18 protein-coding genes are annotated in these 21925 nt (G+C 62.7%); 13 read left to right on the top strand and 5 right to left on the bottom strand.

Annotated features, from left to right (window positions below; genetic code table 11):
* Positions 1-3 precede the first annotated feature (3 nt).
* On the bottom strand, positions 4-966 hold the full coding sequence (locus tag AYX22_RS11845) for a sugar-binding domain-containing protein (RefSeq protein ID WP_207593653.1): 963 nt from the start codon (positions 964-966) through the stop codon (positions 4-6).
* A 122-nt stretch (positions 967-1088) separates the two neighbouring features.
* Here AYX22_RS11845 and AYX22_RS11840 point away from each other — a divergent pair, with 122 nt between their 5' ends.
* The 8 genes from AYX22_RS11840 to holA all read left to right on the top strand — a co-directional run bounded on the left by AYX22_RS11840 (position 1089) and on the right by holA (position 13040).
* Entirely contained in the window at positions 1089-2870 is a 1782-nt protein-coding gene (locus AYX22_RS11840) for a glycerol-3-phosphate dehydrogenase/oxidase (protein WP_207593652.1), read from the top strand.
* Between the two features lie 169 nt (positions 2871-3039).
* Complete coding sequence (locus AYX22_RS11835) at positions 3040-3792, top strand: MIP/aquaporin family protein (protein WP_207593651.1); 753 nt, start codon at positions 3040-3042, stop codon at positions 3790-3792.
* A gap of 80 nt (positions 3793-3872) precedes the next feature.
* A complete protein-coding gene (gene glpK / locus AYX22_RS11830; protein WP_207593650.1) occupies positions 3873-5387 on the top strand; it encodes a glycerol kinase GlpK in 1515 nt (504 codons plus the stop codon).
* 291 nt (positions 5388-5678) lie between these two features.
* Complete coding sequence (gene leuS, locus AYX22_RS11825; RefSeq protein WP_207593649.1) at positions 5679-8207, top strand: leucine--tRNA ligase; 2529 nt, start codon at positions 5679-5681, stop codon at positions 8205-8207.
* An 8-nt stretch (positions 8208-8215) separates the two neighbouring features.
* Entirely contained in the window at positions 8216-9250 is a 1035-nt protein-coding gene (locus AYX22_RS11820; protein ID WP_207593648.1) for a DegV family protein, read from the top strand.
* A 72-nt stretch (positions 9251-9322) separates the two neighbouring features.
* Positions 9323-10147 (top strand): helix-hairpin-helix domain-containing protein, encoded by an 825-nt coding sequence (locus AYX22_RS11815; RefSeq protein ID WP_207593647.1) that lies wholly within the window; start codon positions 9323-9325, stop codon positions 10145-10147.
* A complete protein-coding gene (locus tag AYX22_RS11810; protein ID WP_242703315.1) occupies positions 10140-11867 on the top strand; it encodes a ComEC/Rec2 family competence protein in 1728 nt (575 codons plus the stop codon). The genes AYX22_RS11815 and AYX22_RS11810 overlap by 8 nt, the downstream gene beginning before the upstream one ends.
* Positions 11868-12023: 156 nt before the next feature.
* On the top strand, positions 12024-13040 hold the full coding sequence (gene holA, locus AYX22_RS11805) for a DNA polymerase III subunit delta (RefSeq protein ID WP_207593646.1): 1017 nt from the start codon (positions 12024-12026) through the stop codon (positions 13038-13040).
* 107 nt (positions 13041-13147) lie between these two features.
* Here holA and rpsT read toward each other — a convergent pair whose 3' ends face one another.
* Positions 13148-13408, bottom strand: a complete 261-nt coding sequence (gene rpsT, locus AYX22_RS11800) for a 30S ribosomal protein S20 (protein WP_207593645.1) — start codon at positions 13406-13408, stop codon at positions 13148-13150.
* A gap of 178 nt (positions 13409-13586) precedes the next feature.
* Positions 13587-14114: a type II toxin-antitoxin system PemK/MazF family toxin gene (locus AYX22_RS11795; protein WP_207593644.1), complete on the bottom strand. Its 528-nt coding sequence runs from the start codon at positions 14112-14114 to the stop codon at positions 13587-13589.
* Positions 14115-14274: 160 nt separating this feature from the next.
* Between AYX22_RS11795 and lepA the strand changes: the two genes are divergently transcribed.
* On the top strand, positions 14275-16128 hold the full coding sequence (gene lepA / locus AYX22_RS11790; RefSeq protein ID WP_207593643.1) for a translation elongation factor 4: 1854 nt from the start codon (positions 14275-14277) through the stop codon (positions 16126-16128).
* The gene (gene hemW / locus AYX22_RS11785; RefSeq protein ID WP_207593642.1) at positions 16129-17358 is read left to right on the top strand and encodes a radical SAM family heme chaperone HemW; all 1230 of its coding nucleotides are present in this window, start codon (positions 16129-16131) and stop codon (positions 17356-17358) included.
* Between the two features lie 30 nt (positions 17359-17388).
* On the opposite strand, the gene AYX22_RS11780 is transcribed toward hemW, so the two are convergent.
* Positions 17389-17802 (bottom strand): DUF4870 domain-containing protein, encoded by a 414-nt coding sequence (locus AYX22_RS11780; protein WP_207593641.1) that lies wholly within the window; start codon positions 17800-17802, stop codon positions 17389-17391.
* Between the two features lie 121 nt (positions 17803-17923).
* Positions 17924-18775: a DUF3097 domain-containing protein gene (locus AYX22_RS11775; RefSeq protein WP_207593640.1), complete on the bottom strand. Its 852-nt coding sequence runs from the start codon at positions 18773-18775 to the stop codon at positions 17924-17926.
* A 178-nt stretch (positions 18776-18953) separates the two neighbouring features.
* Here AYX22_RS11775 and hrcA point away from each other — a divergent pair, with 178 nt between their 5' ends.
* From hrcA to AYX22_RS11760, 3 genes are read left to right on the top strand one after another with little or no spacing between them, the layout of a single operon-like run.
* The gene (hrcA, locus tag AYX22_RS11770; RefSeq protein WP_207593639.1) at positions 18954-19961 is read left to right on the top strand and encodes a heat-inducible transcriptional repressor HrcA; all 1008 of its coding nucleotides are present in this window, start codon (positions 18954-18956) and stop codon (positions 19959-19961) included.
* A 50-nt stretch (positions 19962-20011) separates the two neighbouring features.
* Positions 20012-21139, top strand: a complete 1128-nt coding sequence (gene dnaJ / locus AYX22_RS11765; protein WP_207593638.1) for a molecular chaperone DnaJ — start codon at positions 20012-20014, stop codon at positions 21137-21139.
* Positions 21140-21141: 2 nt separating this feature from the next.
* Positions 21142-21906, top strand: coding sequence for a 16S rRNA (uracil(1498)-N(3))-methyltransferase (locus tag AYX22_RS11760; RefSeq protein ID WP_207593637.1), 765 nt, complete (start codon positions 21142-21144; stop codon positions 21904-21906).
* The last annotated feature ends 19 nt before the right edge of the window (positions 21907-21925 follow it).

Genomic DNA, 21925 nt, shown 5'->3' with positions numbered 1-21925 from the left:
GCTTCAGGAGTGGCCATTGAAACTGACAAGTCGCCGGGCCGAGGCTTCGTCCAAAATGAGGTCCGTGGCCAGCCCGGCGGCCAGTGCTCCCTGGAGTCCATTGATCTTGGAGGCACCGGACACCACGCAAATGCGGCGCCTGACTTGCCGCAATTGCTCATGGCTGGGGCCCGTGGACCGTTCGTTGAGGGTGATGCCGTCCGACGATCCATCGCTGCGGAAAAATACGGTGGCGACGTCGCCCACCACGTCATCGGCGGCCAGCATGGTGAGGTCGCGTTCATCGAGGTAACCGCCGGCATAGACGTGGCTGGGATAGTCCGAATCCACCGAACCCACGCCGAAAATAGCGATGCTCATGCGGGCCTGCAGATCAAGAATGCGTTGAACGCTGCGCTCATTCCACATGGCCGTCTTGGTGGATGCATGATCAAAGAATGCCGGAACAGGGAACTGCTCAACGCGTGCACCGTAGGCGCTGCCGAAGCGGCGCATGATGTCGCTGGCGTAGGTAATGCCGGTGGTTTGCATGTTTCCAGCACCGTTGAGCTGGACCACAATGCTGTCGTGCGTCACCTTCCGCGTGAGATGCCGGCTGACCGCACTCAGCGTCGCGCCCCAGGCCACGCCGATGATGGCGTTCGAGTCCACCAAGGGGCCTATTGTTCGCGCGGCCTGCATGGCAACGCGGTCCAGGGTCTCTGCTTCGTTGAGCGTGTCCAACACAGGAACCACATGGACGTCCACTCCATATTGGTTGCGGATCTGGCTCTCCAGTTCGGGTCCGGTGTCAAAAGGGCTCCTGATCTGTACCTGCACAAGGCCGGTTTCGCGTGCCGAGGACAGCAGCCGGGACACCGTGGACCGGGACGTTCTCAGCTCCCGGGCGATGGCGTCCATGGTCAGGTCCTGAAGGTAATACATCTGTGCAGCCCGGAGCGCATCCGAGTGACGTGATCGTGCCATCTCATTTCCTTCCTGCACGTTTGTGCAAATAGCTTGACTCCATTTTCCACCTTCGCAAGATTAGTGGTGAACGGTGCAGCAGCGAGTGGCGCGGCGCACGAACCAAGCCCAAGGGAGCAGTTTTGGGACACAACAGGATTTCCGGTACCTCACAGCACACAGAGCGCGACTCCGTCGTTGCGCTGCAGGAGCGGCCCTCGGCCAAGGTACTTATCATTGGCGGCGGCATCAACGGTGTAGGAACGTTCCGCGACCTGGCCCTGCAAGGTGTGGATGTGGCGCTTGTTGAACGCGGCGACTACTGCCAAGGTGCCAGTGGTGCTTCCTCGCACATGATCCACGGTGGCATCCGCTATCTCGAAAATGGCGAGTTCCGCCTGGTCCAGGAATCCGTGGTGGAGCGCAACCGGCTCCTGCGCATTGCACCGCACTACGTCAAGCCGCTCCAGACCACCATCCCCATCTTCAGCACCTTCTCCGGAATCCTTTCCGCACCCATGCGTTTCCTCACCCACAAGCAGGGCAAGCCCAAGGAACGCGGCGCATTCCTCATCAAGGTTGGCCTGAGCATGTATGACTTCTTCTCCCGTGACGGAGGAAGTGTGCCCCGCCACCAGTTCCGTGGAAGGACCCGGGCCCTGGCCGAGCTTCCCAAGCTGCACTCGGGGATCAAGTACGCGGCAACCTACTTTGATGCCTCGGTCCACAACCCCGAACGCCTGACCCTCGATGTCCTTCAGGATGGCGAGAAGGCAGGCCTGGGCGGCGGACTTCCCGGTGGAAGCGCCCGCGCCAGCAACTATGTGTCACTCGTTTCCATGGGCGCGGACGGGGTTCTCCTCCGCGATGAACTGACCGGCAAGGAATTTGAATTCCAGGCAGACGTGATCGTCAACACCACAGGCGCCTGGGTGGATCTCACCAACCAGGCCATGGGTGCCGTCAGCAAGTTCATGGGCGGAACCAAGGGCTCCCACATTGTCCTTGACCACCCGGAACTTCTTGCCGCCTGCAACGGCAGGGAGATCTTCTTCGAACACACCGACGGCCGCATCGTCCTCATCTACCCGATGGGCGACCGCGTCCTGGTGGGCACCACCGACGTCGACGCGGACATGTCCGAAGACGCCGTGTGCACCGAAGAAGAGATCGACTACTTCTTCGACCTGGTAGGACACGTGTTCCCCACCATCAAGGTGGAGCGGGACCAGATTGTCTACAGCTTCGCCGGCGTCCGTCCGTTGCCCCGCCACGACGAAACCCAGCCCGGCTTCGTTTCCAGGGACTACCGGATCGAGCGCAGCGTCCGCACCGGCGATGGTGCGGTAGCCACGCCAGGCGGTAAGGCCGCCGTCGTACTCAGCTTGGTAGGCGGCAAGTGGACAACGTTCCGCGCCCTGGCCGAGCACATGACCAACGACGTCCTGCGTGAACTCGGCATGGAACGCAAAGTCTCGACGGCGAAACTCGCCATCGGCGGCGGCGCCGGCTTCCCTGCCACTGAACAGGGCGAACAGGAATGGATCAAGAAGCACATGGGTCCGGGCCTGGACGCTGACCGGGTTGCCGGGCTGCTGACCCGCTACGGTACGCGGGCTGACGCGGTCATCGCGTACCTCAACGCAGGCCATGACCAGCCATTGCGGTCAACGCGTGAACTCAGCGTCCGTGAGTTGGAGTTCATGGCCGAGCATGAGCAGATCGGGCACTTGGTGGACGTCCTTATCCGCAGGACGTCCCTGGCGTTCCGTGGCTTGGTCACCGGTGAGCTGCTGAACGAAATTGCCGCCGCCTTGGCCGAACCGCTCGGCTGGGATGCTGCCGCCCGTGAAGCAGAAATCCGCCACGCCCAGGAAGTACTGCAGCGGTTCCACAAGGTTGACGTGCACAGTCTCGTAGCCTGAGCCCAAGTAGCGGAAACAGCTTGACCGTCCCAACGTGCGGCAGGGGCGGAATGGGGTAGGTGGGCCCGACAGGGGACCACCACACCGGGACGGTTCCGGAGAGCGGAACCGTCCCAAACGGCCTCTTCACCCGCGAGGGGGCTGATAACAGAAAAATGAGGAGTCAAAGATGTCTCTTGGAATTGTTTTCCTTTCCGAAGTATTCGGAACCATGATGCTGACCCTGTTGGGTTGCGGCGTCGTGGCAAACGTTGCGCTCAAAGGCACCAAGGGCAACAACGCTGGATTCTTGATGGTGACGTGGGGCTGGGGTATTGCGGTCTTCGCGGGCGTTTTCGTGGCTGCAAAGTCCGGTGCGCACCTGAACCCGGCCGTGACGTTGGGCCTGCTGGTCAACGGCAAGGCAGAGTATGCCCCGGACGTAGCCGTCACCTTCGCGTCCACCCTGACGTACTTCGGCGCTGAACTGCTGGGTGCCTTCCTGGGTGCGGTTGTCTGCTGGCTCGCATACAAGCAGCACTTCGATGAAGAACCCCTGGCAGCCAACAAGCTGGGTACTTTCTCCACCGGTCCCGCCATCCGTTCCACCCCGTGGAACCTCGTCACAGAGATCATCGGCACTTTCGTCCTGGTCTTCGTCATCCTGACCTTCGGCGGTACCCCCTCAGGACTCGGCCCGCTGGCCGTGGCACTGCTCGTTGTCGGTATCGGCGTTTCCCTCGGTGGCCCCACCGGTTACGCCATCAACCCTGCACGTGACCTCGGCCCCCGCATCGCGCACGCCCTCCTTCCCATCAAGGGCAAGGGCAGCAGCGACTGGGCCTACTCCTGGATCCCCATTGTTGGACCGCTGGTTGGCGGCGCACTTGCGGGCGTCGTAGCTCTGTGGGTTCCCGACATCATGCCTGCGGTCGCCGGCTGATCCTGCCCGTACCAACCGCACACACCCTCAATCACCACTGAGTAACCAGCAACGACCATCACTAAGACAAGGACGTCACCATGAATCAATACGTCATCGCCATTGATCAGGGCACCACCAGCTCCCGCGCCATCGTGTTCGACCACTCCGGCAACATCGTCTCCACCGGCCAGATGGAACACGAGCAGATCTTCCCGCAGGCTGGCTGGGTTGAGCACAACCCCGCCGAAATCTGGAACAACACCCGGGAAGTTATTGCCTCCGCCCTGTCCAAGGCGAACCTGACGCGGCACGACATCGCCGCCGTCGGAATCACCAACCAGCGTGAAACTGCGGTTGTCTGGGACAAGAACACCGGTGAGGCTGTCTATAACGCCATCGTCTGGCAGGACACCCGCACCCAGCCGATCGTGGACCAGTTGGCCCAGGACGGCGGGCTCGAACGCTTCAAGCAAAAGGTGGGCCTGCCACTGGCCACCTACTTCTCCGGCACCAAGATCAAGTGGATCCTGGACAACGTCGACGGTGCCCGCGAACGTGCGGAAGCCGGCGACCTCCTGTTCGGCAACACCGATGCCTGGGTTCTGTGGAACCTGACCGGAGGTGTGGACGGCGGCGTCCATGTCACCGATGTCACCAACGCATCCCGCACCCTCTTCATGGACCTCGAGACGCTCCAATGGGACCAGGAAATCCTGGACGTCTTTGGCGTTCCGGCCTCCATGATGCCGGCCATCAAGTCCTCCTCCGAGGTCTACGGCCAGGTCCACACCTCCCAGCTCCTTCGGGAAACTCCGGTAGCAGGCATCCTGGGCGACCAGCAGGCGGCCACCTTCGGCCAGGCAGCCTTCCAGGCCGGCGAAGCGAAGAACACCTACGGCACAGGCTGCTTCCTGATCTTCAACACTGGCGAGGAAATTGTTCACTCCAAGAACGGCCTCCTCACCACGTTGGGATACAAGCTGGGCGACGCCAAGCCGCACTACGCCCTGGAAGGTTCCATCGCGGTCACCGGTTCCTTGATCCAGTGGCTCCGCGACAACCTGGGCATGATCAGCTCCGCTCCGGAAGTTGAGGACTTGGCTGCGGGTGTCAAGGACAACGGTGGCGTGTACATCGTCCCCGCCTTCTCCGGCCTCTTCGCGCCGTACTGGCGCGCGGACGCCCGCGGCGCCATCGTCGGCCTGACCCGTTTCGCCAACAAGGGCCACATTGCCCGCGCCGCGCTGGAAGCAACTGCCTTCCAGACCCGCGAGGTGCTGGACGCCGTCAACGCGGACTCGGGTGTTCCGCTCACCGAGTTGAAGGTCGACGGCGGCATGGTCGCCAACGAGGCACTCATGCAGTTCCAGGCAGACATCCTGGGCGTACCGGTGGTCCGTCCCAAGGTGGTGGAAACCACGGCCCTCGGCGCTGCCTACGCGGCGGGTCTCGCCGTCGGATTCTGGAAGGACCTGGGTGAGCTCAGCGCCAACTGGAACGAAGACAAGCGCTGGGAACCGCAGCTGCCGGCAGAAGAGCAGGAGCGTCAGCTGCGGCTCTGGAAGAAGGCAGTGACCAAATCAATGGACTGGGTCGACGAGGACGTTAAGTAGTCTGACCTCGACAGAGGTTCCGGGGACTCCCGCCCGCCCGCTTCGCGGTGCCCACCACACTATGGCGCGGAGTCCCCGGAACCTCTTGGGCGTACGGACGTCTTGCACCCGGCCCACGGGTTTGGTGGGGTAAGGTATTGGTATGCGTGAGATCCTTCTGCTTAGCTAGCCGCCCGGCTTTTATCAGCCGTGCGGCCGCCCCTCCATTGTTGAGGGGCTTTTGTGTGTCCGGGGCTATCCGGGACCGCAGCAGGAGGCAAAACCGCCATCGAAGAACAGAAGAGGGCAGCAGTGAGCGTTCAGCCGGAGACAGAGACCGGAACAGCACAGACAGCCGCAGCTGAAGCGCCTGAAGAGGGCGTCTACAGCTTCGCGGCGATGGAAGCCAAGTGGCCGCAAGTCTGGGAAGACCTCAAGGTCTTCACGCCTGCCGACGACGGTTCGCGGGAACGGCGCTACGTGCTGGACATGTTCCCCTACCCTTCCGGTGACCTGCACATGGGCCACGCCGAAGCATTCGCGATGGGCGACGTGGTGGCGCGATACCTGCGCCAGAAGGGCTTCGACGTCCTGCACCCCATCGGTTGGGACTCTTTCGGCCTCCCCGCGGAGAACGCCGCGATCAAGCGCAACGCGCACCCCAGCGAGTGGACCTACGCGAACATCGACACCCAGGCGGCGTCGTTCAAGCGATACGCCATCTCCGCCGACTGGTCCCGGCGCATCCACACCTCGGATCCCGAGTACTACCGGTGGACGCAGTGGCTGTTCAAGCGCTTCTACGAGCGCGGCCTGGCCTACCGCAAGGATTCGCCGGTCAACTGGTGCCCCAAGGACCTCACCGTCCTGGCGAACGAACAGGTTGTCAACGGCGCCTGTGAACGCTGCGGCACACCCGTCACCAAGAAGTCGCTGAACCAGTGGTACTTCAAGATCACCGACTACGCTGACCGCTTGCTGGAGGACATGGACCAGCTGCAAGGCCACTGGCCCGAGCGTGTCCTGGCCATGCAGCGCAACTGGATCGGCCGCTCTGAAGGCGCGCACGTGCGGTTCGTCATCGAAGCCACGGAAGAGCGTGCCGAGCGCGAAGTCACGGTCTTCACTACCCGTCCTGACACTCTCTATGGCGCAACGTTCTTCGTTGTTGCAGCAGATGCGCATCTGGCGCTGGACCTGGTGACTCCGGAACAGCACGACGAACTTATGGCGTACCGCGAAAAGGTCAAGGCGCTCTCCGAAATTGAGCGCCAGTCCACCGAACGCGAGAAGACCGGCGTCTTCACCGGCCGTTACGCCATCAACCCGCTCAACGGCGAGAAGCTCCCGGTATGGGCCGCTGATTACGTGTTGGCCGACTACGGTACGGGTGCCATCATGGCCGTGCCTGCGCATGACCAGCGCGACCTCGACTTCGCCAAGGCCTTCAACCTGCCCGTCCGGGCAGTGGTGGAAACAGGCGCCGAAGATCCCGCAGAGACCGGCGTGGCCACTGCCGGCGAAGGCACACTGAAGAACTCCGGCGACTTGGACGGCTTGTCCAAGTCCGAGGGCATTCCGGCAGCGATCGAGATCCTCGAGAAGCTGGGAACCGGCGAGAAGTTCGTCAACTTCCGTTTGCGTGACTGGCTGCTGAGCCGTCAGCGTTTCTGGGGTACGCCCATCCCCATCATCCACTGCGGCGAATGCGGCGAAGTTCCCGTCCCCGATGACCAGTTGCCCGTCAGGTTGCCCGATAACCTGCGGGGTGAGGCGCTCTCGCCCAAGGGGACCTCCCCGTTGGCCGCCGCCGTCGAGTGGGTCAATGTTGAGTGCCCCAACTGCGGCCGCGCTGCGCAGCGCGATACCGACACCATGGATACGTTCGTTGACTCGTCCTGGTACTTCCTGCGCTTCGTGTCCCCGGACTACACCGAGGGCCCGTTCGATCCTGAAAAGATCAACAACTGGATGCCGGTCGGGCAGTACGTAGGTGGCGTTGAGCACGCCATCCTGCACCTGCTGTACGCCCGCTTCTTCACCAAGGTCATCAAGGACATCGGCCTGATCGAAACCAATGAACCGTTCTCGGCGCTGCTCAACCAGGGCCAGGTGCTCAACGGCGGCAAGGCCATGAGCAAGTCCCTCGGCAACGGTGTGGACCTCGGCGAGCAGTTGGACAAGTTCGGCGTCGACGCCGTGCGCCTCACCATGGTCTTTGCCTCCCCACCGGAAGACGACGTCGACTGGGCCGACGTTTCGCCGTCGGGTTCTGCCAAGTTCCTGGCCCGGGCCTGGCGGCTTGGCCAGGACGTCAGCAGCGAGCCGGGTGTGGATCCGGCTGCTGGCGACCGCGTACTGCGCACTGTCACGCACAAGACCATCGCCGATGCCGCGGAACTGTTGGACAACAACAAGTTCAACGTCGTGGTGGCCCGCCTGATGGAGTTGGTGAACGCGACCCGCAAGACCATTGATTCCGGCGCAGGTGCCGCAGACCCCGCCGTACGCGAAGCGGTGGAAGCCGTAGCGGTCATCCTGAGCCTGTTTGCTCCGTACACAGCCGAGGACCTGTGGAACACCCTGGGCCACCCTGCTTCCGTAGCGAATGCAGGCTGGCCGAAGCACGACGAAGCATTGCTGGTGCAGGATACCGTCACCGCTGTGGTTCAGGTGCAGGGCAAGGTTCGCGATCGCCTGGAAGTGTCGCCTGACATCACTGAGGACGCCTTGCGGGAACTTGCCCTGGCTTCGGAAAACGTCCAGCGTGCCATGGACGGTCGCGGCATCCGGACCGTGATCGTCCGGGCACCTAAACTGGTGAACATCGTCCCCGCCTAGCAGGGACAATGCGGCCGCCGGCAGTCTGCCGGCGGCCGGCCATCATCTTTGGAGGTTGCGTGCCTGAGCGAGAACCACCCGCATGGATATGGCTCAAGGAAAGAGTGGCGCGCCTTAGGCAGCCCACTGCGCCGGTTCCAGCAGCTGACGTACCGTTGGCCGCCGTCGTCAAGACAGCAGTAGTCACGGATTCGGCGGCTGCGCTTCCCTCGGACTGGGTCTCGGCCTTTACCGCCGACGGACGGCTCGCTGTTGTTCCCATGCCCGTCATGGTGGGGAACGAAATTTATGGCGAGGGCGAAGACGACATCACCCAGACTTTATCGCTGGCCCTGGCCTCGGGTGCCTCGGTGAAAACGTCCCGGCCATCACCCGGACAATTCGAGCAGGCCTACCTCGCTGCCCAGCGTCGCGGTTTCGAGTCAGTGGTTTCCATCCACATTTCGTCCGAGCTCTCCGGAACCGCCGATGCTGCCCGACTGGCTGCGGCCCGCGTCAGCATTCCGGTGGAAGTGGTGGACTCCCGCACGGTGGGCATGGCGCAGGGCATGGGGGTCCAAAGTGCCGTGGTTGCTGCTGCCGATGGGCAAGAGGCTGCCGAAGTCCGTGGTTTCGCCGAGCGGCGCATGGAGCGCACCAAGGTCTACTTCTACGTGCCCAGCCTGGAACAGCTACGCCGTGGTGGGCGGATCGGTGCCGCAGCGTCCCTGTTGGGTACGGTCCTCGCCATCAAGCCCATCCTGGCCGTCGACGGCGGCAAGATCGTTCCGCTGGAAAAGGTCAGGTCCGCCGTGCGCGCCGTGGCTCGCTTGGAGGAGATCGTTGCAGCGGATGTTGCTTCCCGCCCGGCCGGACAGCAACGCCTGGCTGTACATCACTTTGGCAACCAGATGGAGGCCGAAGCCCTGGCCGCCCGGCTGAACGAGAAATGCCCCGACTGCCCGCCGCCGCAAATCAGTGCCTTGCCTGCCGTCCTGGCGGCTCATGCCGGCCTGGGGGTTCTGGCTGTCATTGTGGGGGAGAGCAGCACGCCAACGGACTGATCATCCGGCTGTTTATCCACATAGCCCATGTGGGGCGGACTGACCCTGCGGCGCCGGCCATAAGCTCATTTCATGCCACGCTGGAACCGGGATTCGTCCCCAGATGCCGCAGCGACGGCAGCACGGCAGCGCTTTACCTCCCGATTGGCCGGAGAGACCCTGGCTTCTCCGCTGTTGGAGTTGCCGGACAATTATCCTTCTGTTCCAGTTGGCGACGAGGAAGACCCCGGAGACCTCCTTCGCAGATCCCGTCTTCGATGGCGTGCCCCTTGGCGCGTAGCGGTACTCCTGGCGGTGGTAGGGGCAGGCCTCATCGGGTGGCATTTATGGCAGTCTTCCCTGGGCCAGCCAACATCAGAACCGTTGGATTCTTCCACGTCTGTTGGCCCCGTTGTGCCGGGTTCGTCAGAATCGCCGCAACCAGTGGGTTCGGAGTCCCAGGGGAGCCTGATTGTTCACGTGGCGGGGGCCGTGCAGCAGCCCGGCGTCGTCACTTTGCCGCTGGGTAGCCGCGTCTTCCAGGCCATTGAGGCCGCCGGGGGTGCAGCGCCAAACGCCGAACTCGGCGGGCTGAACCTTGCCGAGGTGCTCAGCGATGGAGCCAAGGTTGCCGTTCCAGTAGCGGGGGAAGCCCCGCAGGGCGCCCCGTCTGCGATTGCTGGCAGTACTGGCACTGGCAGTTCCAGCGGCGGGGCCACGAAGGTCAACATCAACACTGCCACCTTGGAGGAGTTGGGGACATTGCCCCGGGTGGGGCCCGTCACTGCCCAGCGGATTCTGGACTGGCGGAAAGACCATGGACCGTTCGCCTCGGTGGACGAACTGGATGCCATTGATGGGATTGGGCCCAAGCTCATGGAGTCCCTCAAAGACCTTGTGACGGTGGAGGGTGGCTGAGTCCGTGGGAGGTCCGGAAGCGGGAAAACGCATAGACCTGAGGCTCGTGCCGATGGTGGTGGTGACGTGGTCTGCAGCGCTGGCAGGTGGCCGCATGGATGCGGTCTGGTCGGCTGTGGTGGCGGTTGCACTGGGCTTGTTTGGCGGAGTGTTCCTGGTGGTGGGGCATCGCCAGGGGCCGTCCGGAGTGCGGCCCCGAACACTGTGGGCCACCCTGGCCCTCGCGTGTGTCCTGGGCGCCGCTGTTGCGGTTCATTGTGCTGTCATCGCCGACAACCGTAAGAACGGACCACTGGCCCCGGCGATGTCCGCCGATGAGGGGGTCGTCGTTCACCTTCTCATTACGGGCAGCCCCACACCGGTGCCTTCACCTGCGCCTTCAAGTGACGACAGATGGATGGTTGATGCGGGTCTGATTCATCTCACGTCCAAGGGAAACGTGATACGTGGAACTGCCGGCATCGTTGTGACGGGCGGTGCTGCCTGGCGGAATGTACGGGCGGGGCAGAGAGTCAGAACAACCGGAACGCTGAAACAGGTGCGGGAAGGGCAATCCGAAGCTGCGCTTCTCAGCGCGTCCTCTGACCCCGTCGTTACCGGATCCGGGTTCGATGCCCGACAGGCAGCGGCCGACGTGCGGAAAGGGTTTGTCTCCGCTGCTGACTGGCTGCCTCCGGACGCGTCCGGGCTGCTCCCTGGAATGGTGACGGGCGATACCAGCGCGCTGCCGGAAAGCCTGGAGGCGGCAATGAAGACTACGGGAATGACTCACTTGACGGCGGTCTCGGGAGCCAACTGCAGCCTCATTCTGGGTGGCTTCATTTTGTTGGCACGGTGCTTCCGGTTGGCGCGCCCGGCAGCAGGGGCTTTTGCTGCGTGCGGGCTGGTGGCATTCGTCACCATGGTGGGGCCGGATCCCAGCGTCCTACGGGCCGCAGTCATGGGGACAGTGGGGCTGGCTGCCCTGGCGGGTGGGCTGCGCGGACGGTCCTTGTCCTTCCTCTGCCTCGCCACAACCATCCTGCTGCTGTTGGACCCGGCCATGGCGGCCAACGTGGGGTTTCTCCTCTCGGTTCTGGCGACGTTCGGAATTGTGCTGCTGGCGGCGAGAATTGCGTCGTGGATCCCTTCCTGGGTGCCACGGTGGTTGGCTGCCGGGGTTGCCGTGCCGTTGTCTGCCCAGCTGCTGTGTGGCCCGGTGATCGTGGCACTTCAGCCACAGTTCACCACATTCGCGCTGATTGCCAACGTGGTAGCAGGCCCGTTGGTGGCTCCGGTGACGATTTTCGGCACAATTGCCGTACCTTTGGCCACACTTCTTCCCTGGCTCGCGGTGGTGCCCATCGCTGTCTCCGGGACCTGTGCTGGGTTGGTTGCGGCAGTGGCGCGGCTTTTTGCCGGCCTGCCAGGGGCTGCCCTGCCGTGGGCAGAGGGGCCGGTTGGAATAGTGGCCATGGTGCTCTCATCCTTGGTGACCGTCCTGGTTGTTTGGATGGTGCTCCGCCCTGCGCAGGTGATGGGTCACGTCATGGGACTTCATGGCGCTGTAGTGGCGCTCCTTGATCGCTTGGTGATCGTCCGGGGGCGTAGGGGCGGGCTGCCGACGGAGACGCCGCAAGGATCTGTGCGCTGGCGTTGGAGAGGGCCTTCCTGGAGACCAAGGCTGACTGGGCAGATGCACAAAACCAACTCAGAGGTGAAGAATTGGCGACGCACCTAATCTGCAGCCCTCGGCCGCCTGCACCGAGCCGCCCCCAAGGGGCGAGAAGCGGTTGTACGCCGCCAGGGTGTCAGGCACCCCCGAACACCAAATCCCACCCCCTGCAAAACATGGCAGACTTGAATCCTGCAAAGAAACGTCCGGAAGGAACCACCTGTGGCTGCTGCCCAAAATACCCGGGCCAAGAGCGTCGCGGCGAACACCGTCAGCTGGCGGGATGCGGCACCGGCCGCCGTCGTCCTGGTCATGGGACCAGAAGAATATCTCGGTATCCGGGCCGTGGACGGCATCCGGACCCAGGTGCGAACCACCACCCCTGATGTCGAACTGAGCAGACTCAACGCGGGCTCCTACGAGGCCGGATCCCTGGCGATGACCGTCACGCCATCCCTTTTCGGTGAGGGGAAGCTCATTGAGGTCGATGGCCTCGAGGCCATGAATGATGCTTTTCTGGCGGACGGACTGGCCTACCTCCAGCACCCGGACCAGGACGTTGTCCTGGTCTTGCGTCATGCCGGTGGCGTTCGTGGCAAGAAGCTGCTCGATGCCGTGAAGTCCGCTGGCTGGCCCGTCATTGATTGCCAACCGTTGAAGAAGGACTCTGACAAAACCGCGTTCGTCGTCTCCGAGTTCAGGGCCGGAGGGCGACGCATTGAGGGCGATGCTGTCCAGGCCCTGGTGGACGCAGTGGGCGCAAACCTTTCCGAACTTGCAGCAGCGTGCAACCAGTTGATCGCCGACGCCACTACCGCCGTGACGGCGGAGACCGTTGAACGCTACTACGGCGGCCGGGTTGAGGCGACGGCCTTCAAGGTTGCGGATGCTGCGATGGCTGGTAATGGGCCGGTGGCACTGTCCACGTTGAGGCATGCCTTGGCCACCGGGGTGGATCCGGTTCCCTTGGTTGCGGCACTGGCGGCCAAGCTGCGGACGCTGGCCAAAGTTGCAGGGGCCAATGGTTCTCCAGCCACCATCGCCAGGAATCTGGGAATGCAGCCGTGGCTTGTTGAGCAGGCGCAGCGGGATGTCCGGCGATGGACTCCCGAGGGCCTGATCCGTTCCATCCAGGTCATCGCAGAAGCGGACGCGCAGGTGAAGGGTGAGTCGCGGGACCCTGTCTACGCAGTGGAGCACGCGGTGACTGTAATTGCCATGTCAGCCAGCCGACGTTGATGCCAGTCAGCGGCGGCATCGCCGCCACTGATACAGCCGCTTAAACCCAAAGGCCGGCACCCAACGGGTGCCGGCCTTTTGATCAGCTCAGTCGAACTGGAAAAACCTTAGAGTGCGTTGACCTTCTTGGAGATCGCAGACTTGCGGTTTGCAGCGTTGTTCTTGTGAATAACGCCCTTGCTGACAGCCTTGTCCAGCTTGCGGCTGGCAGCAGCAAGTGCAGTTCCAGCAGCATCCTTGTCAGCAGACTCAACGGCGGTGTTGACGGCGCGGATGGCCGTCTTCAGCTCGGACTTGACTGCGTTGTTGCGCAGGCGAGCCTTCTCGTTGGTGAGGATGCGCTTCTTCTGGGACTTGATATTAGCCACGTATGAACTCTCTTTTTAATGCGGAAATGGTCTAGAGGGTTTTCAGGTTGGCCATCGACTGAGCGGCGTGGGGATGCCTATGGCAGCCAACCATGTATGGCCGTCGACCTGCACGGACACACAGCTATAAAGGATAGCAGAAAGTCCGGGCTCTTAAGGAACTGGGCCCCCGGTCCGGCTATTGCCGTTCTTGGAGGGCCCGTGCGACCTCCCGGAATTGCGGTTTTCCCAAAACGGCGCCTTCGCGCCGGATCGCACCAGGATCGAGGCGGATAATGCGCCCAACGTTGATTTCGCTGGGCCTGCCCTGCCGATCCCAAGGGCCGGTTCCTATATCAACATAGTCGTCCGCGCGTGCGCCATTGTCGTGGTCCTTGGAGGTCAGCATAAGACCCAACAGCCATCCGCGATCCCGGCCCACCAGGAGTACGGGCCGGTCCTTGCCTTGTGTGTGGTCCTCTTCGTAGGGAACCCAGCTCCAGACAATCTCGCCGGGATCCGGCTGACCATCTGGCTTGGGGGAGTAGCTGACCTTGAGGGAACCGCGAAAATCGCCCGGGTAAGAACCTGGCTGGCGTACGACGTCGGACTGCCGGGTTTGTGTCCTGCGGGCACCTGCCGGTGTGGCTGCTTTAGTGCTGTTGCCACCGAGGGCTTTGAATGATCGCAGGATGAGTTTGCCCAAAGGGCGCAAGTCGAAAGCCATGTGACAACGCTACAGCTGCGTGGAGCTGACACCTGGGCAGGCAATGTACGGCGAAGCGCAGGTTCATGGGAGACTAGAGGATCAGATGCGCGGCGTGTTCCGGCTGGCCTATGCCCAGCTCCGGGAATTGCCGTGTGAGTGTCGACAGTAAGGATCCTGCGTGTCTCCCATGGCCCGCACCGCACCGGTGCCCGCCGCAACAGATCCGGCCATCATCCGGAACTTCTGCATCATTGCCCACATTGACCACGGTAAGTCCACCTTGGCCGACCGCATGCTGCAGTACACCGGCGTCGTTAAGCAACGCGACATGAAGGCCCAGTATCTGGACCGCATGGATATCGAACGTGAGCGTGGCATCACCATCAAGTCCCAGGCTGTTCGCATGCCGTGGGAACTTGATGGCAACAGCTATGCACTGAACATGATCGATACTCCCGGCCACGTCGACTTCACCTATGAGGTTTCCCGCTCGCTCGCCGCTTGCGAAGGCGCAGTGCTGCTGGTGGACGCGGCCCAGGGCATCGAGGCCCAAACCCTTGCCAACCTGTATCTGGCAATGGAGAACAACCTCACCATCATTCCTGTGCTGAACAAGATCGATCTTCCGGCTGCCCAGCCCGAGAAGTACGCGGCAGAGCTTGCCAACCTCATTGGCGGTGACCCCGAGGACGTCCTCAAGGTCTCCGGCAAAACCGGTGTGGGTGTTGAGGCGCTGTTGGACAAAATTGTCCGCGACCTTCCTGCTCCCGTTGGCGATCCCAATGCGCCGGCCCGCGCCATGATTTTCGACTCCGTCTATGACACGTACCGCGGTGTCGTGACGTACGTCCGCGTGGTGGACGGCATGCTCCACCCGCGCGAACGCATTCAGATGATGTCCACCCGGGCAACGCACGAGCTCCTGGAGATTGGTGTCAGCTCTCCGGAGCCCACGCCATCCAAGGGCCTGGGGGTCGGCGAGGTGGGATACCTGATCACCGGCGTGAAAGACGTCCGCCAGTCGAAGGTTGGCGATACTGTCACCAACCTGGCCAAGCCTGCCTCGGAGTCGCTCAGCGGCTACGCCGACGCCAAACCGATGGTCTTCTCAGGTCTCTACCCGCTGGACGGAACGGACTACCCTGTCCTCCGCGACGCCCTCGAAAAACTGATGCTTAACGACGCCGCACTGGTTTACGAACCCGAGACGTCGGCAGCACTGGGCTTCGGTTTCCGCGTCGGGTTCCTCGGTTTGCTGCACCTGGAAATTACCCGTGAGCGCCTTGAACGTGAGTACAACCTGGACCTCATCTCCACTGCTCCCAACGTGGAATACGAGGTGACACTGGAGGACAAGAAGGTCATCCATGTCACCAACCCCAGCGAGTACCCCACGGGCAAGATCTCCGAAGTTCGCGAGCCTATGGTTTCCGCCACCATCCTGGCTCCGAACGAGTTTGTTGGTTCCATCATGGAACTCTGCCAAAGCCGCCGCGGCCAAATGCGCGGCATGGATTACCTGTCCGAGGACCGAGTGGAACTCCGCTACTGGATTCCGCTGGCCGAGATTGTGTTCGACTTCTTCGACCTCCTGAAGTCCAAAACCCGTGGTTACGCCTCGCTGGACTGGAAAGCCGACGGCGAGCAGGTTGCAGACCTCGTCAAGGTGGACATCCTGCTGCAGGGCGAACAAGTGGATGCCTTCAGTGCCATCACCCACCGCGACAAGGCCTACGCCTACGGTGTCATGATGACCGGCAAGCTCCGTGAGCTCATCCCGAGGCAGCAATTCGAGGTGCCCATCCAGGCGGCCATCGGATCGCGAATCATCGCCCGTGAGAGCATCCGGGCCATCCGCAAGGACGTTCTTGCCAAGTGCTACGGCGGTGACATCACCCGTAAGCGCAAACTGCTGGAAAAGCAGAAGGAAGGCAAGAGGCGCATGAAGATGGTGGGTCGCGTGGAGGTTCCCCAGGAAGCATTCATCGCAGCACTGACCACCGACGAGTCCAAGGACAAGGCCAAGAAGTAGATGCCCAGCGTCCTACCTTTGGGCGATCCGGCGCCTGCGGACGGAGTACTTCCCCCGCAGGTGCTGGATGGCGTCGAGCACCGCAACTTCGGGCTCTACGTCCATATCCCGTTTTGCGCCGTTCGCTGCGGCTACTGTGACTTCAATACCTATACGGCCACCGAGCTTGGCGGCGGGGCCTCCCAGGATGCCTACGCCACAACCGCGGTGTCCGAACTCGACTTCGCGGCTCTGGCACTGGAGGCCTCAGGGCTGCCCCGGCGGCGCATGAGCACAGTCTTCTTTGGAGGCGGTACGCCCACGCTCCTCCCCGCGGAAGACCTTGCACGAATCCTGCGGGCCGCCGTCGACCATTGGGGGCTTGAGCCCGGTGCCGAGGTAACCACCGAAGCCAATCCGGATTCCGTAACCCCTGAGTCCCTGAAGGTGCTGGCCGATGCCGGATTCACCAGGGTTTCGTTTGGCATGCAGTCGGCTGTGCCGCACGTGTTGAAGGTCCTTGACCGGACCCATACCCCCAGTCGTGTGCCGCTCGTGGTCCAGTGGGCCCGTGAGGCCGGACTCGCGGTGAGCCTGGACCTTATTTACGGTACGCCGGGGGAGTCCATGGCGGACTGGCGGTTGTCCCTTGAAACAGCACTGTCCTACGAGCCTGACCACATCAGCGCCTACGCATTGATCGTGGAGGACGGCACCAAGTTGGCGGCCCAGATCCGCCGCGGCGAAGTGCCCGGAATTGACGACGACGATCATGCAGCCAAATACGAGTTGGCTGATTCGTTGATCTCCGCAGCTGGTTTGAACTGGTACGAGGTCAGCAACTGGTCCCGGACACCCGATCAAGCGTGCCGGCACAATCTGGCCTACTGGCGCGGCGATGACTGGTGGGGCATCGGCCCCGGTGCGCACTCCCACGTAGGAGGTGTCCGGTGGTGGAACGTTAAGCACCCCACAGCGTACGCAGGACGGTTGGGTGCGGGAAGCTCACCGGCGGCAGGCCGGGAGACCCTCGACGCCGAAACCCGGGAAGTCGAACGCATCATGCTGGAAGCACGGCTCGGTACAGGGCTTGAAGTAGATGCCTTGGACGCGGTTGGCCGCCATGCAATGGCAGGGCTGATCGCCGACGAGCTGGTTGATCCCGTGCAAGCGTTCAAAGGCCGGTTGACCCTTACGCTGAAGGGCCGGCTGCTGGCTGACGCCGTAGTCCGGAGGATTCTCCCCGACTAACCCCCAGCCGCTTGAATGGCTGGGGGAGGGCTACTTGACCCAGCGCAGGTTGAGCTTGTAACGGTGCGGCTGGCCGTGGTTGACGCGGATTCCGGCTGAGACGGAGAAGCATGTCAGGGCTACCCAGATGCCAGTGGCGATCACAGCAAAGATGTTGCCTACTACCGGCAACAGCACCAGGATGTTGGCCAGAACCGCAGCGATGGTGGGAGGCAGCGTGAAGTTCAACGCCTCCTTGGATTCCTGTGCCGTGAACGGTCCGCGGTCACGGAAGATCAAGTAGATCAGGAGAGATGGCAGGCATCCGAGAATACCGCCAAAGTGTGCCAAGGTAGCCCACTGCCTGTCCTCGCTGGCGGTCAGTGGCAGCGCATTTGCAGGCGCGCCATGGTACTGGGGCTGGCCTGCGGCGCTGCCCGGTTCTTCAGGAGCGTTCTCTGCCACGGTGTGTTCCCTTTGCTGTAAAGATAGTGCGGTGTTGCTGTCCCAGAATACCGGCCCCGGCAGGCTTCCCGGGACAAGCGCCACGATGACACGTCAGTTGCTGCTGCTTTGAGGCCAAAGGTCAGGGAACTGTGAGGAAATCGATGACTTCCTCCACGCGGCCCAGCAGCGAGGCCTCAAGGTCGGCGTAGCTGCGAACCGCTCCAAGAAGACGTTGCCAGCCCAGTCCTATATCCTCAGCGGTCTCGTGAGGCCACCCGAAGGCGGTGAGAATCCCGGTCTTCCAGTCGGTGCCGCGGGGTACGGACGGCCAGGCCTCAATTCCCAGAACTTTGGGCCTGATGGCCTGCCAGACATCGATGTAGGGATGGCCGACAATCAGGACGTTTCCTGCGGCGCCGGGCACAGTCATGGCGTCAGCTGCGATGCGGGACTCTTTGGAGCCGGCCACGAGGTGGTCCACCAGGATGCCGAGGCGCCGGCCGGGCCCGGGGTTAAAGGCGGAGATTGCCGACTTGAGGTCATCGACTCCGTGCAGGGGCTCCACCACAATGCCCTCGACGCGAAGATCGTCGCCCCAAACTTTCTCTACGAGTTCGGCGTCGTGTTTTCCCTCCACCCAAATGCGGCTGGCTTTGGCCACCTGGGCGCGTTGTCCTTCAACCTTCACCGAACCCGACGCCGTGCGACCGGCCTGAACGGGCGGCGTCGATTGTCGGGGGGCCGGGGGCATCAAGCGGATGGGCTGCCCCTCGAGCAGGAAGCCAAATCCGAGCTGGAACGACTTCGTCTTCCCCCGCCTGTCCTCGAGGGACACGATGTGCATGCCGCCGGTCTTCTCCACCCGGGTGACTTCGCCCACCCAGCCTGATTGGACATCTTCGAGGACCATCCCGCGTTGTACAGCTACCTCCGGCAGTTGCCGTTTGGCGGGAGCTGACAGATCCTGCGGACCCCACGTGTCGAAAGCCAAGGAGTTCCTACCTTTTGTGCTGGGTTGAATTGTTCAGTGTTGGTTTGTGCTGGCTTGGGAAAGGAAAGTTCAATGCTAGCAACGGGTTGGCTCATACTAGACTGGTTAGCACTTGGGCATGTTGAGTGCTAAGTGGACCCGGTCTCAGAGACCACGGCAGTCGTCAGGAGGTGGAGCAATGAGTGAGCCACGCAAATTGGAAGTGCTGCGTGCCATCGTTGAAGATTACGTGCATTCACGGGAGCCTGTTGGATCGAAGGCCCTTGTTGAACGGCACCATCTTGGAGTTTCAAGCGCCACCATCCGTAACGACATGGCCGTTCTGGAAGAAGAAGGCCTCATTGCAGCGCCCCACACCAGTGCCGGTCGCATTCCCACCGACAAGGGCTACCGCCTTTTCGTCGATCGCATCTCCCAAGTCAAGCCCCTTTCGGCCGCAGAGCGGAGGGCCATCCACTCGCTGCTTGAAGGCCCTGATGATGTAGACGACATCCTGGAGCGCACGGTAAGGCTCCTGTCCCAACTGACCAACCAGGTCGCCGTCGTGCAGTATCCGCACTCCAACCGCGCCTTGGTACGGCATGTTGAGTTCGTCCTGTTGGCACCACAACAAGTGTTGGTGGTGCTGATTGCCGATACCGGCAGCGTCAGCCAGAAGGTCATCGACGCTGGTTCGGACGTGGGCGACGACGCTTTGATGCGATTGAGATCCCGCTTCCTGGGCAGCATCGCAGGGACGCAACTGGCCCTGTTGCCGCAGGTGCTTCCGTCGGTGATTGCCCTGTGTCCGCCGGAGCTCCGGGGGCTGGCCCAGACGTTGGCCAACGGACTGCAGGCCTTGAGCGACAACAGCCGCGAAGAACGCATCCTGATGGCCGGTACGGCCAACCTCGCCAGGTCCAACGTGGACTTCCCCTTGAGCATCGGTCCGGTGCTGGAAGCCCTTGAGGAACAAGTTGTCATGCTTCGGTTGTTGTCAGACATGGGGGATGACCCCAGGGGCGTCACCGTGAGTATCGGCCGGGAGAAACCCTACGACGGATTGGCTGAGGCTTCCGTTGTGGCCACCGGATACGGTTCCGGTGCCAAGGTGGGGATCCTGGGCCCAACCCGCATGGATTACCCCACTACCATGGCCGCAGTCCGGGCCGTGGCCCGTTACCTTTCACGCATTCTTGGCGGCTGAACGCCGTCCCGAAGAAACATCCGCAGTACAACAAGGAAGAGATACCGACTTTGAGCAGCCACTATGACGTTTTGGGAGTCTCGCCGGAAGCCACCGGGGAAGAGATCAAAAAGGCGTACCGCAAGTTGGCGCGGAAACTCCACCCGGACGTAAACCCAGGTGAGGATGTCGCGGAGCAGTTTAAGGCCGTGACCCATGCTTATGAGGTGCTGTCCGATCCCCAGAAGCGCCGCGTCTACGACGCCACCGGCAATGAGAATGGAACGGACAACGGGTTTGGCGGCGGATATTCCGGCCAGGGCTTCGCGTTCCAGGACATCTTCGATACGTTCTTTGGTGGCGGCGGCGGTCACGGCGGGCCGGCCTCCCGTGTCCGACGCGGCCAGGACGCACTTATCAGTGTCCGCATTGACCTGAAGGACGCCGTTTTCGGCGTCAACAAGAAGCTCGAAGTGGACACGGCCGTGACCTGCCCCACCTGTGACGGCAGCTGCTGCCGACCGGGCACCCACCCGGAACGTTGTGACATCTGTGGCGGCAGCGGCCAGGTCCAGCGCGCTGTCCGGTCCATCCTTGGCCAGGTCATGACCGCTGCCCCCTGCGGTTCCTGCGAGGGCTTCGGAACGGTCATCAAAGACCCCTGCAATGAGTGCAACGGCCAAGGCCGCATCCGCAGTCGCCGTTCCCTGACCATCAAGGTTCCTGCCGGTGTTGCCACCGGTACGCGCATCCAGTTGTCCGGCCAAGGCGAAGCAGGACCCGCAGGCGGCCCGTCCGGCGACCTCTACGTGGAGATCCGCGTCAACAACGATTCCATGTTCATGCGCGAAGGCGACGACCTCCATGCCACCCTCAGCGTGCCCATGACGGCCGCAGCGCTGGGTACGGAGTTGCAGTTGGATACTTTCGACGGCGCACAGGACATTGATGTGAAGGCCGGAACCCAGTCAGGGGAGATCATCACCCTTCGGGGCCTGGGCGTCACGCACCTGCGTGGTTATGGCCGTGGCGACCTCAAGGTACACCTCCACGTTGAAACGCCGAGCAAGCTGGATCCTGCGCAGGAAGAATTGCTGCAGCAGCTCGCCAAGCTTCGCGGGGAGCAGTTCACTGAAGGAAAGCTTGTGGCCAGCGGCGGAATGTTCGCCAAGCTTCGGGACAAGCTCGGTAACCTGTAGCGGTGAGCAACCCCGTTTTCTTCACGTCGGCCGGCAGCCTCAGCGATGTCATACCCGGCGGCACGTTCGTGCTGGAAGGTCCAGAGGCACGGCACGCGGTTACGGTCAAGCGACTTGGTGTGGGAGAGCCCGTTGACATAGCCGATGGTGCCGGCGCGCGGTTGACCGGCACGGTCGCCGCGGCCGGGCCCGCCGGCCTCGTCGTCACTGCCTCCGACATGGCCTTTGAAGAACAGCCGGACGTCCGGCTGGTACTGGTCCAGGCCCTGGCCAAGGGCGATCGCGACGAACTTGCCATCGAAACGGCCACGGAGCTCGGAATCGACGCTGTGCTCCCGTGGCAGTCAGAGCGTTCCATTGTTCGATGGAAAGGCGATCGCGCAGCAAAGGCCCATGCGAAGTGGGAATCAGTGGTTGCTGCCGCCTCCAAGCAGGCCCGGCGGGCATGGATCCCCGAGGTGCGGACCATGGTGGACACCGGGTCCCTGGCGAAAGCCGTTGCCCAGTCTGACCTTGCCATCATCCTGCATGAAGACGCCAAGAATCCTTTGCGGACCATTCTTGAAGAGCTGGCGGCAACCAAGGCCACCTCACCCCGCGAGGTGCTGTTGATAGTGGGGCCCGAGGGTGGGATCTCGCCCCGCGAAGTGACGCGGCTCAGTGATGCCGGCGCCGTGACGGCTCTCTTGGGGCATCATGTCTTGAGGTCGTCGACGGCGGGACCTGCCGCCGTCGTGCTTGCGAGCGACATCCTGGGCCGCTGGTAGCGCTGCAGCCGGGCGGCCT

It is taken from the genome of Arthrobacter sp. D5-1 (assembly GCF_017357425.1).
Classification (GTDB): Bacteria; Actinomycetota; Actinomycetes; order Actinomycetales; family Micrococcaceae; genus Arthrobacter.
This window is presented reverse-complemented; position numbering and strand designations above follow the sequence as displayed.